This window comes from Pseudomonas sp. TE36184 (assembly GCF_054060055.1).
The window spans coordinates 2876849-2888582 of sequence record NZ_JBSSCU010000001.1; the positions used below are offsets into that span (position 1 = coordinate 2876849).

Sequence of the window (11734 nt, forward strand, 5' to 3'; positions counted from 1 at the left end):
GAGGCACGGATAATGAAGCGACTGCTCCGATTCAGCTGGCTGTTGCTGTTGGGTTTCAGCCAGGTACACGCCGCCACCTTGCCGGAGGAGGACGCCCAGGCGGCCAAGGCTCTGCTGGGGAAAGCCTTGGCCTACTACCAGAGCAATGGCGACAAGGCCTTCGCCGCCTTCAGCCGCCAGGGCGAGTTCGTCGACCATGACCGCTATGTGTTCGTGGTCGACACCCAGGGCGTGTTGCTGGCCAGCGGCGGGCCCTCCTCCGCCTTGATCGGCCGCGATGTGTCCGAAGTGCTCGGGGCGGATTTGCGCCAGTCGTTCAAGGACGCGCTCAAGGCGCCGGAAGGCCAGGGCATCCAGCAGGCCGACTACCGCTGGCAGAACTGGAACGACGGCAAGATCGAACACAAGCATGTGTTTTATCAGCGTGTCGGCGAACGCATCCTCGCGGTGGGCTATTACCTGCCACGGGCCACGCCGGAACAGGCGCGAGCGCTGCGGGACCAGGCCGTCAAGGCGCTGGTCAAGGATGAAGCCGGCACGCTGAAGGCGATCAACTCATTGCAGGGCGGTTTCCTGCAGGACGATCTCTACGTGTTCGTGGTCGACCTCGATACCCGGCGCTATGTCGCCCATGGCACCAACCTGCGGCTGATCAACACCGACTTCAGCAAGATCAAGGACCCCGACGGCAAGCCGGTGGGCGCACCGATCCTCAAGTTGATGGCGGAGCAGGATCAGGGTGAGTACAAGTACCGTTGGAAAAACCCGGTGACCGGCAAGGTCGAGAACAAGCACGCGTATTTGCGCAAAACCGGGCATTTCATGGTGGCGGTCGGTTATTACAGCCCTTGAATTGCACAGGCGGTCAAACCGCTGGGAGCGGGCCAGCCCGCTCGCACATTTGGATGTCCAGCCGGCCCGTCAGCGGGCCTTGTCTTCACGGCCGCGCAGCATGCGATCAGGCATCGCAATCGCTGCCGCCAACCCCAGCAACGACACCGCCGCACTGACCATCAGCAAATGCCGGAACGTCACCGCCAGTTCTCCGCGCAGGGCATCCTGCGCCGGGCCTGGGGCGGCGTTCAGGCCGTCGAGCAGGACGCTGCCGGAACCGCCCTCGACCACCAGCGCGCCGCTGGCCAGGTGGGCAAAGCTGGAGTCCTGCAACAGCGCCAGCAACAACGCCGACATGCACGCCACCCCGACCGCCCCGCCCAGGGAACGGAACAGGTTGGTGGTGCTGGTGGCGACGCCGATATCGTGCTGGTCCACCGAGTTCTGCGTGCCCACCAGCGAGGTCGGGAACTGCATGCCGGCAGCGATGCCGCACAACAGCATGAACATCGCCGTCAGCCCCATCGCCTGCGGCGCACTGTAGGCCATGCCGAGAATCGCCAAGGGGCTCAACACGGCGCCGCTGAGGATCAGCGGTTTATAGCGCCCGGTCACCGAGGTCATGCGCCCGGCAAAGTAGGCGCCCATCGGCAAGCCCATCGCCAGCGGCAGCAGGTGCAGCGCGGCGCTGTCGGCGCCGGAACCGGTCACGGTCTGAAAGCGCAAAGGCATCAGCACCGTCAGGGAAATCGCCTGGAAACTGGTGAAAAACATCGTACACCAGCACAGCACCGCGCTGCGGTTGGCGAACAGGTGCATCGGCAACAACGGTTCCCGCGCACGCCGCTCATGCCAGACAAATATGCTCAGCGCCACCAGCGCGCAGGCCAGCAACGCTAGTACCGAGTCATTGCGCCAATCATGGCCCTGGCCGATCTCGGTGATGCCCAGCAGCAAGGCGCTCAAGCCGATGATCAGCAGCACGGTGCCGAGGTAATCGATGATCGGCTTGCGTTGCGGCAACGGCAGCCCGACCAGGCTGCGATGGGCCACGTACCAGGCGCCGGCGCCCAACGGCAGGTTGATCAAAAACACCCAGCGCCAGGACAGGTACTCGGTCATATAACCGCCCAGCACCGGCCCGGCCACGCTGGCCACCGCGTACATGCCGCTGAAATAGCCCTGGTAACGCCCGCGCTCGCGCGGCGGGATGATGTCGCCGATGATCGCCTGGCTCACCGAAATCATCCCGCCGGCGCCGATGCCCTGGAGCACCCGCGCCAGCACCAGTTGCTCCATGCTTTGCGCCATGCCACAGAACAGCGACGCCAGGGTGAACAGGCCCATGCCGATCAGCATCATCGGCCGCCGCCCGTACAGGTCGCCGAGCTTGCCGTAGATCGGCACCGCCACTGTCATCGCCACCATATAGCCGGAGATCACCCAGGCCAGCAGGTTGACGTCGTGGAACCGCGCGGAAATGGCCGGCATGGACACGGCGACAATGGTCTGGTCCAAGGCACCGAGGAAGATCGCCATCATCAACGAGACGAGGATGCTGCGCACGGCAGGTACGGCTGGAGTAGGCTGATTGAGCTGAGTCACGGTAAACCTTCGAGCAAGGCCCGCAGGAAAAGGCGACCTGCGGGCATGCTCGATACGATAGCAGGCTATTCGATAGCTTCGTAAGGAAGCCCGACGTAATTTTCCGCGATGGTGGTGCGACCGGCGTGCGAGTGGATGAAGTACGCCAGTTCGCTCTCGGCAATGCGCTGGCTGAACCCGTCCGCTTCGGGAAACTGATGCAGCATCGACGTCATCCACCAGGAAAACCGCTCAGCCTTCCACACGCGTCGCAGGCAGATTTCCGAATATTTCTCCAGCAACTCCACGCGCCCCTCGCGGTAGACCTTGAGCAAGATGCGAAACAGCGTGCTCACGTCGCTCGCTGCCAGGTTCAAGCCCTTGGCCCCGGTGGGTGGGACGATGTGCGCCGCATCCCCCAGCAGAAACAAACGCCCGTACTGCATCGGCTCGACCACGAAGCTGCGCAGCGGCGCGATGCTTTTTTCGATCGACGGCCCGGTCACCAACTGCTCGGCCAACTGGCTTGGCAGGCGCGTTTTCAGTTCAGCCCAGAAACGCTGGTCCGACCACTCATCGACCGACTCCTCGACGGGTACTTGCAGGTAGTAACGGCTGCGCGTCGGCGAACGCATGCTGCACAAGGCAAACCCACGCGCATGCTTGGCGTACACCAGTTCAGGATGGACCGGCGGCGTGTCGGCCAGGATGCCCAGCCAGCCGAAGGGATACACCCGCTCGAAGACCTTCAGCGACTCGGCCGGGATCGATTGCCGGGCGACACCGTGAAAACCGTCGCAACCGGCCACGTAATCACACTCCAGGCGATAGGCTTCGCCTTCATGTTCGAACGTCAGCCAGGGTTGATCAGTTTTGAGCCCGTGGGGTTGCACCTCACGCGCGTTATACAAGGTGACGCCACCGGTGGCGGCGCGTGCGGCCATCAGGTCGCGGGTCACTTCGGTCTGGCCGTAGACCATCACCGATTGACCGCCGGTGAGCGCCTTGAGGTCGATGTGAGTCAGTTGGCCATTAAGCGCCAGTTCGAAGCCATCATGGACCAGGCCTTCCGCGTCCATGCGCTGGCTGACGCCGGCCTCGCGCAACAGGTCGACCATGCCTTGCTCCAACACCCCGGCACGGATGCGCCCCAGCACGTAATCGGCGCTCTGGCGCTCTAGAATCAGGGTTTGGATACCGGCCTGCTGCAACAGTTGGCCGAGCAACAGTCCCGAAGGACCGGCGCCGATGATGGCGACTTGAGTTTTCAGCGTTTTCATTATTTTTATGGCCCGAAAAATTCACCCGAACGGATAAGGTGAAAGAGTTGTCATTGGTCTTGTTGCTGACATTTTTCACTTGAGTGGGCGCTATAAGAAGGTGAAAACTGCGCCAAAGCCTGCGCTTTTTGCCAATCGGGGCGATTACCGAACCACTTGCCTGAGTATCGGATTGAAACTATGACCAAAACTGCCAGTTCCGCGATTCCGGTGTTCAAGCTGTACGGGGAAAACCAGCAATGGCCGACGCCGGATTTGTTGCACTGCGAAACGATTTCCCGACGCAGCCGGGACTACCAGTGGGAAATCCAGCCCCACCGGCACGCGGATCTGTGCCAGTTGTTGTACGTCCACCAAGGCCAGGCGCAACTGGAAATCGAAGGCCAGCGCACCACCCTCAACGAAGCGACCTTGCAGGTGCTGCCGCCGCTGTGTGTGCACGGGTTTCGGTTTGCGGAAGATGTCGAAGGCTACGTGCTGACCCTGGCGGCACCGCTGGTCAGCCACCTGCAAGCGCAATTGGGCGCAACGGTCGACGGCCTGCAGGTGCTGGGCAGTTACCCGGCAGGCAAGGACAGCGACTATCTCAACAACCTGTTCGCCCGCCTGCAGGACGAATACGCCGATGAGCAGCCGGCCCGGGACATGCTGATGCACGCCCTGGTCAGCGTGCTGCTGGTGTGGATCAGCCGCCAGGCCATCCAGCGCCGCCACCCGCGGGCACCGCGTGGGCGCGAGTATTTCCGGCGCTTTACCCAATTGGTCGAACAGCAGTATCGCGAACACCCGAAGATTGAAGACCTGGCCCACAAGCTGGGTATCTCGGTCTCACACCTGAACGGCACATGTCGGGAATTGGGTGGGCAACCCGCGCTACAGATCATGCACGACCGCCAATTGCTGGAAGCCAAGCGCCTGCTGACCTACACCAGCATGACCATCAATGAAATGTCGGAGGTATTGGGCTTTTCCGACCCGACCAACTTCTCGCGGCTATTCCGCCGCCGGGTCGGGTTTTCGCCCAAGGCATTTCGCGAACGACTCAAGGCCGAAACACCCGAGGATTAAACGCGGGATCGTCCTTGGTTGGCCATTAGCGCAACGCGCTGAAACTGCCGGTGCGCGGAATGCATTGATCCTGATGGCAGCTGATCGCAAAGCTCGGCTGCATGCGGGTCTGCTCGACGCGATAGGCGGCGGTGCCGTACAGCGCGCTGACCAAGGCGCAAAGGATGAAAATTTTCAGGTACTTTCTGGTTTTGACGGTCATGGCACAGACCTCTGAAGGACCTACTCGGTGCTGTTTAAAGCATAGGTCAGCCAGGGCGAGTTGCCATTATTGGACGCCATTCAACATCTGTATGTCGGGTCACAGGCCCCGGTCCCACTCCGGCGTTTCCGGAAACCTCAGCACCAGGAAATCCAGGAGGCTACGCAGCGCCGACGGCATGTGTTTGCGCGACGCGTACACCGCGTAGATGTTCATCTGCCGCGGTTCGGCCGCGGGCAACAGGCGCACCAGTTCGCCACGGCGGATGTGCTCGCCGGCCTGATAACTGGGCAGCATCGCCACCCCCGCCCCGGCGAGCGTCACGCGTAACAGCGTGCTGGCTTCGTTGGCGGTGATATTGCCGTGGACCGGCACCGAAACGTGTTCGCCGCCTTCCTCGAAATGCCACAGGCTTTTGCCGAAGTACGAGTGGGTCAGGCAGTTGTGCCGCGCCAGGTCTTCGACCTTTTGCGGCGCCGGATGCTCAAGCAGGTAGGCCGGGGTCGCGCACACCACCGAGCGACAGACCGTCAGGCGCCGCGCGATCAGGTTGGGGTCCAGGTCGTTGCTGGTGCGGATGGCCAGGTCGATGCGCTCATCCACCAGGTTGACCGTGCGATCGAGCATCTGCAGGTCGACCGTCACCAAGGGGTAGCGCCTGACGTATTCGGCGATGGCCTCGGCCAACTGCGCCTGGCCGAACGAGGTGCTGACACTCAGGCGCAGCAGGCCACGGGGCGCGTCATCCGGTTCGCTGACGGCGGCCTGCATGTCGCCGCACAGCTCCAGCAATTGCCGGCAACGTGGCAGGGTTTCCCCGCCGGCAGCCGTCAGGCTGAGTTTGCGCGTGGTGCGATGCAGCAAGCGCGCGCCGACCCAGTCTTCCAGCTCGGCCAGGTAGCGCGAGACCACCGGGCGCGACAGGTCCAGATGGTCGGCGGCGGCGGACTGGCTGCCCAGATCCACCACCGTCACAAACACGCGCATTGCTTGAAGACGATCCATGATCTGCCCGATTTTAGAAACAAACTATGTCCCAGCATCGCATTTTTTGTGGTGTTTGGTGCAACTAAGCTCTGTGCATCCCTTACCGATTGCCGGAGTTGCCCGATGTTGTCCACCCTCAAGCGCCTGACCCTGGCGACCGCCGCCCTGGCCTTCGCCGTCCAGGCGGCCGCCGCCGAGCTGACCCTCGACGTGTACAACCCCGGCGAGGCCGCGATCTTCCCGGTCAGTTCGGTGCTGGTCAGCGGCGCGAAAGACGCGATCCTGGTCGACGCGCAGTTCGGCAAAAGCCAGGCCGAACACCTGGTGCAGAAGATCCGCGCCAGCGGCAAACACCTGACGACCATCTACATCAGCCACGGCGACCCGGACTACTACTTCGGCCTCGACACCCTGACCGCCGCATTCCCCGACGCCAAGGTGCTGGCCCCGCAAGCGGTGGTCGACCACATCAACGCCACCGTCGCCGGCAAACTGGCGTTCTGGGGCCCGAAAATGGGCGCCGACAAGCCAGCCAAAACCATCGTGCCGCAGGTGCTCGACGGCCACCGCCTGACGCTTGAAGGGCAACCGCTGGAAGTGATCGGCCTCGACGGCCCGCAGCCGGATCGCAGCTTTGTATGGGTGCCGTCGATCAAGGCCGTGGTCGGCGGTGTGGTCGTCGCCGACAACATCCACCTGTGGATGGCCGATACTCAGAGCGCGCAGTCCCATAAAGACTGGCTGGCCACCCTGCAACGCATCGCCGAACTGCAGCCGCGCACGGTGGTTCCGGGGCATTTCCTCGGCAACCCGTCGCTGCAATCCGTGGCCTTTACCGCCGACTACATCCAGGCCTTTGACGAAGAAACCGCCAAGGCCAAGGACTCCGCCGCCCTGATCGCGGCGATGAAAAAGCGTTACCCGACCCTCGCCGACGAAAGTTCGCTGGAACTGAGCGCCAAAGTCGCCAAGGGCGAAATGAAGTGGTGAAGCGTTTCAAACCTTAACCGTACTGGAGAATGTCATGAGCAAGATCGCAATCATTGGGGCCACCGGCCGCGCCGGTAGCCAACTGCTGGAAGAAGCGCTGCGACGCGGGCACAGCGTCACCGCCATCGCGCGCAACACTGACAAGCTCGCCGTGCGTCCTGGCGTCAGCGTCAAACAGGTCGATGCGCTGGATGCCGAGGCCTTGCAACAGGCCATCAGCGGCAGCGATGTGGTGATCAGCGCGGCGCATTTCGCCACCCTGCCCGCCAGCGCGGTGATCGGCCCGGTGAAAAAAGCCGGGGTCAAACGCCTGCTGGTGGTGGGCGGCGCGGGTTCGTTGCTGCTGCCGGGCGGCACTCGGGTGATCGACAGCGAGGGTTTCCCAGAGGCGTACAAGGCTGAAGCCAGTGCCGGCGCGACGTTCCTCGAGGCGTTGCGTCAGGAGCAGGAACTGGATTGGACCTTCCTGTCGCCATCGGCCGAATTCGTTGAAACCGAGCGCACCGGCACCTTCCGCCTGGGCCAGGATGATTTGCTGGTGAGCCGCGAAGGCCGCAGCTGGATCAGCTTCGCCGACTTCGCCATCGCGATGATCGATGAAGTGGAAACACCGAAGCATTCGCGCCAGCGTTTCACCGTCGGCTACTGAGCCGACACGATCAACCTGTGGGAGCTGGCTTGCCGGTTCCCACAGGTGGATCTTCAGCGTTACGCCTGTTGCGCCTGGTTGACCAACCACTCCATCAACGCTTCAAGCCCGACGGACGGCTTTGTCCCCGGCGGATACACCAGGTAATAGCCCATCCCCGTCGGCACCCGTAATTCAAACGGCGTCACCAAGCGCCCCGCGCTCACATCCTCGCCAATCAACGCGCTGTCGCCGATCGCCACGCCTGAACCCTGGGACGCCACTGTCATGGCCAGATCCAGCGTCTCGAAATGATGGCCCTGGCTCACATTGCTCAAGCGCGTCTTCGCCGCGTTCAGCCATAACGCCCAGTCCCGCTCGTCCCGCGTGGGGTGCAGCAGCACCTGTTGCTGCAGGTCTGCTGGCGTATTCAGCGCGCCCAGCAAGGCCGGCGCGCACACCGGGGTGAGGTGTTCGTCGAACAGATGCCGAGCCTCGGCCGACTGTTCGGCGCTGGGCGCATAGATCACCGCGGCATCGAATTGCTCGCGACGAAAGTCCACGGTGTAGGCCACGGTCGTGGTCAGCTCCACCGGCACATCCGGGCGCTCCCGCTGCCATTGCATCAAGCGCGGCAGCAGCCAGCGCATCACGCAGGTGGAAGCCTTGAGCTGCAAGGTGTCGCGGCGGCGGCCGATCTGCTCCAGCGCGTCACCGATCAGGCCGAAGACCTGCTGCACCCGCAGCGACCACTCGCGGCCTTCTTCGGTCAGGCTCAGGCCCCGCGCCTGGCGCTGGAACAAGGCATAGCCCAAATGGCTTTCCAGCCCGGCGATCTGCCGGCTCACCGCGCCTTGGGTGATGTGCAACTGCGCGGCAGCGTGGGTGAAGTTGCAGCACTGGGCGGTGACCCAAAACGTGTGCAGCGCGGGCAGCGGCGGGAGGCGTTTCATAGGGCAAGCAGCCATGACGTGAGGACATGGCTAGTATGACTTTTTATCGATTGTTGCCGCTACCGGCCAGCCGGTCCAATACCGCCTCACCTCAACCTGAGAGCGACATGTATGGCGACCTGCGGCGAAGTATTGGTCAAGCTCCTGGAAAGCTACGGCGTGGACCAGGTGTTTGGTATTCCTGGCGTCCACACCGTGGAGTTGTATCGCGGCCTGGCGCGCTCGAACATCCGCCACGTCACCCCGCGCCACGAACAGGGCGCGGGTTTTATGGCCGATGGCTATGCGCGCACCAGCGGCAAGCCCGGCGTGTGTTTGATCATCACCGGCCCCGGCATGACCAACATCACCACGGCCATGGGCCAGGCCTATGCCGACTCGATCCCGATGCTGGTGATCTCCAGCGTGCAGGCGCGCAGCCAGCTGGGCGGCGGGCGCGGCAAGTTGCATGAGCTGCCGAACCAAAGCGCGCTGGTCGCCGGCGTGGCGGCGTTCTCCCACACCGTGATGTCGGCAGCAGAATTGCCCGGCGTGCTGGCGCGGGCGTTTGCGCTGTTCCAGGCAGGACGCCCGCGCCCGGTACACATCGAAATCCCGCTGGATGTGCTGGTGGAAAACGCCGATGCGTTGCTCGGCACCTCCCCCATCAGCGTGGCGCGTGCCGGAGCGGCGCCAGTGGCGGTCGCACAGATGAGCCAACGGCTCGCCGCCGCCCAACGCCCGCTGATCCTGGCCGGCGGCGGCGCCATCGAGGCCGCCGCGGCGTTGACCCGCCTGGCCGAAACCCTCGGCGCCCCCGTGGCGCTGACCATCAACGCCAAAGGCCTGCTGCCCGCGGCCCACCCGCTGCTGATCGGCTCGACCCAGTCCCTGCTCGCCACCCGCGCCCTGGTCGCCGAAGCCGATGTGGTGCTGGCGATCGGCACGGAGCTGGCGGAGACCGACTACGACGTGACCTTCGCCGGCGGTTTCGAGATTCCCGGCGCACTGCTGCGCATCGATATCGACCCCGACCAGACCGTGCGCAATTACCCGCCCGAGCTGGCCTTGGTGGCCGACGCGCAGATCGCCGCCGACGCCTTGCTCGCCGAACTCCAGCGCCAACCGCTGGCACCTCGCCACAGTGCCTGGGGCGCCCAGCGCGTCGCCCGCCTGTGGGCCGAATTGACGCCGACCTGGGACGCCGCCACCCGCGCGCAAACCCGCATGCTCCACACCGTGCTGGAGGAACTGCCCGGCGCGGTGCTGGTGGGCGACTCCACACAACCGGTGTACAGCGGCAACCTGACCCTGAACCTTGACCACCCGCGCCGCTGGTTCAACGCGTCCACCGGCTACGGCACCCTGGGTTATGCCCTGCCCGCGGCCATCGGTGCCTGGTTGGGGCGTGGCGATGGCCAGCCGGTGGTGTGCCTGATCGGCGACGGCGGGCTGCAATTCACCCTGCCGGAACTGGCCAGCGCCGTGGAGGCGCGCACGCCGATCATCGTGCTGCTGTGGAATAACCAGGGCTACGAGGAGATCAAGAAGTACATGGTCAACCGGGCCATCGAACCGGTCGGCGTCGACAGTTACACGCCGGACTTCATCGGCGTGGCCACGGCCCTCGGTTGCGCTGCCGAACGCATCCAGGGCCTGGACGCACTGCGCGTGGCCTTGCGTGCCGCCGCGGATCGCCAGGGGCCGACGCTGATTGAAATCGACCAGGAACGTTGGATGCAGGAGGTAGCTGTATGAGTGCGGTCGTAAACGGTGTGTATATCAATGGTGCGTGGCGTGCGGGCCATGACGTGTTGGACGTGATCAACCCGGCCACCGAGGAAATACTCACCCAGGTCAGCGTCGGCGATGCCCGCGCCGTGACCCAGGCGGTCGACGCCGCCAGTGCGGCGTGTGTCGGCTGGTCGCAGAGCACCGGCCACGAGCGCGGCGCCCTACTGCGCAAAGTGGCTCAAGGCGTGAGCGAGCAGCGCGAGCCGTTGATGCGCGTACAGTCGCGCAACAGCGGCAAACCGTTGTTCGAAGCGGGAATCGATGTGGACGACGTCATCGCCACCTTCGAGTACTACGCCGGTCTCGCCGAGGCGCTGGATGCCGAGCAAGACCGCGCGGTGGCGCTGCCCACTGATGCCTTCAGCGCCCGCCTGCGCCGCGAACCCTGCGGCGTGGTGGGGCTGATCGTGCCGTGGAATTTCCCCATGGTCACCACCGCCTGGAAACTCGCCCCGGCGCTGGCCGCCGGCTGTTGCGTGGTGCTCAAACCGTCGGAAGTGACGCCGCTGGCGGAGTTGCAACTGGCGCAGATCATCGCCGCGGCCGGCTTCCCGGCGGGGGTGTTCAACCTGGTCTGCGGCACCGGCTTGGCCGTGGGCGCCCCGCTGGCGGCGGACCCTCGCGTGGCGAAGATTTCCTTCACCGGCAGCAATGCGGTGGGCGTGCAGGTAATGCAACGCGCCGCCGAAACCGTCAAGGGCGTGAGCCTGGAACTGGGGGGCAAATCCTCGCTGCTGGTGCTGGAAGATGCCGACCTCGACCTGGCGCTTGAGCTGGCCTGTGGAGGTGGCTTTTTCAACGCCGGGCAGATGTGTTCAGCGACCAGTCGTGTGCTGGTGGCGGACAGTCTCGCGGATGAATTCCTACAGCGTTTAACTGCGCGGGCTGAAGGGATTCGCGTCGCCGACCCATTTGCCGACGACGTGGAAATGGGCGCGTTGATCAACCGCGCCCAGTACCAACGGGTGTTGGCGCATATCCAGCGCGGCGTGCAGGACGGTGCCCGCTTGCTGTGCGGCGGTGAGCGCCCGGCGCACTTGGCGAAGGGTTATTTCATTCGCCCCACGCTGTTCACCGACGTGCCGCTGGACAGCGCGTTGTGGCGGCAAGAAATCTTCGGCCCGGTGCTGTGTGTACGACGCTTTACCACGGAGGCCGAGGCCATCGCCCTGGCCAACGACAGCGATTTCGGCCTGGTGGCCAGCGTGGTCAGCCGCAACGACGACGCCGCCGCACGCGTGGCCAATGCCTTGCAGGCCGGCATGGTGTGGATCAACGCGCCGCAGGTGATCTTCCCGCAAACGGCGTGGGGCGGTTACAAGCAAAGCAGCATCGGCCGCGAACTGGGCCCTTGGGGGCTGGCGACGTTTCAGGAGATCAAGCATGTAATCCGGTCTAACTGACGACGCAGCCTCCCGATGGAATGTGGACCAAT

General features: G+C 64.2%; 11 protein-coding genes. 6 read left to right on the forward strand and 5 right to left on the reverse strand.

The window, feature by feature from the left end:
- Nucleotides 1-12 precede the first annotated feature (12 nt).
- On the forward strand, nucleotides 13-852 hold the full coding sequence (locus ACVWZP_RS12780) for a cache domain-containing protein (protein ID WP_057004993.1): 840 nt from the start codon (nucleotides 13-15) through the stop codon (nucleotides 850-852).
- Between the two features lie 69 nt (nucleotides 853-921).
- Here the strand turns inward: ACVWZP_RS12780 and ACVWZP_RS12785 are convergent, their stop codons facing one another.
- A complete protein-coding gene (locus tag ACVWZP_RS12785) occupies nucleotides 922-2439 on the reverse strand; it encodes an MDR family MFS transporter (RefSeq protein ID WP_108524352.1) in 1518 nt (505 codons plus the stop codon).
- A 65-nt stretch (nucleotides 2440-2504) separates the two neighbouring features.
- Nucleotides 2505-3689 carry a 4-hydroxybenzoate 3-monooxygenase gene (gene pobA / locus ACVWZP_RS12790; protein ID WP_169850587.1) on the reverse strand — a complete coding sequence of 395 codons (1185 nt, stop codon included), beginning with the start codon at nucleotides 3687-3689 and terminating at the stop codon, nucleotides 2505-2507.
- A 189-nt stretch (nucleotides 3690-3878) separates the two neighbouring features.
- Between pobA and ACVWZP_RS12795 the strand changes: the two genes are divergently transcribed.
- Nucleotides 3879-4766: a helix-turn-helix domain-containing protein gene (locus ACVWZP_RS12795; RefSeq protein ID WP_046384341.1), complete on the forward strand. Its 888-nt coding sequence runs from the start codon at nucleotides 3879-3881 to the stop codon at nucleotides 4764-4766.
- Nucleotides 4767-4791: 25 nt separating this feature from the next.
- Here ACVWZP_RS12795 and ACVWZP_RS12800 read toward each other — a convergent pair whose 3' ends face one another.
- Nucleotides 4792-4968: a hypothetical protein gene (locus ACVWZP_RS12800; protein ID WP_164887019.1), complete on the reverse strand. Its 177-nt coding sequence runs from the start codon at nucleotides 4966-4968 to the stop codon at nucleotides 4792-4794.
- 99 nt (nucleotides 4969-5067) lie between these two features.
- The gene (locus ACVWZP_RS12805; RefSeq protein ID WP_032804836.1) at nucleotides 5068-5973 is read right to left on the reverse strand and encodes a LysR family transcriptional regulator; all 906 of its coding nucleotides are present in this window, start codon (nucleotides 5971-5973) and stop codon (nucleotides 5068-5070) included.
- Between the two features lie 105 nt (nucleotides 5974-6078).
- Between ACVWZP_RS12805 and ACVWZP_RS12810 the strand changes: the two genes are divergently transcribed.
- Both ACVWZP_RS12810 and ACVWZP_RS12815 read left to right on the forward strand, forming a co-directional pair.
- A complete protein-coding gene (locus tag ACVWZP_RS12810; RefSeq protein WP_079443066.1) occupies nucleotides 6079-6945 on the forward strand; it encodes an MBL fold metallo-hydrolase in 867 nt (288 codons plus the stop codon).
- Between the two features lie 34 nt (nucleotides 6946-6979).
- Nucleotides 6980-7594 (forward strand): NAD(P)-dependent oxidoreductase, encoded by a 615-nt coding sequence (locus ACVWZP_RS12815; RefSeq protein ID WP_017848732.1) that lies wholly within the window; start codon nucleotides 6980-6982, stop codon nucleotides 7592-7594.
- Between the two features lie 59 nt (nucleotides 7595-7653).
- On the opposite strand, the gene ACVWZP_RS12820 is transcribed toward ACVWZP_RS12815, so the two are convergent.
- Nucleotides 7654-8526: a LysR substrate-binding domain-containing protein gene (locus ACVWZP_RS12820; protein WP_457369829.1), complete on the reverse strand. Its 873-nt coding sequence runs from the start codon at nucleotides 8524-8526 to the stop codon at nucleotides 7654-7656.
- A gap of 111 nt (nucleotides 8527-8637) precedes the next feature.
- Here ACVWZP_RS12820 and ACVWZP_RS12825 point away from each other — a divergent pair, with 111 nt between their 5' ends.
- Nucleotides 8638-10263, forward strand: coding sequence for a 5-guanidino-2-oxopentanoate decarboxylase (locus ACVWZP_RS12825; RefSeq protein WP_457369830.1), 1626 nt, complete (start codon nucleotides 8638-8640; stop codon nucleotides 10261-10263).
- On the forward strand, nucleotides 10260-11702 hold the full coding sequence (locus tag ACVWZP_RS12830; RefSeq protein ID WP_457369831.1) for an aldehyde dehydrogenase family protein: 1443 nt from the start codon (nucleotides 10260-10262) through the stop codon (nucleotides 11700-11702). The genes ACVWZP_RS12825 and ACVWZP_RS12830 overlap by 4 nt, the downstream gene beginning before the upstream one ends.
- Nucleotides 11703-11734: the final 32 nt, after the last annotated feature.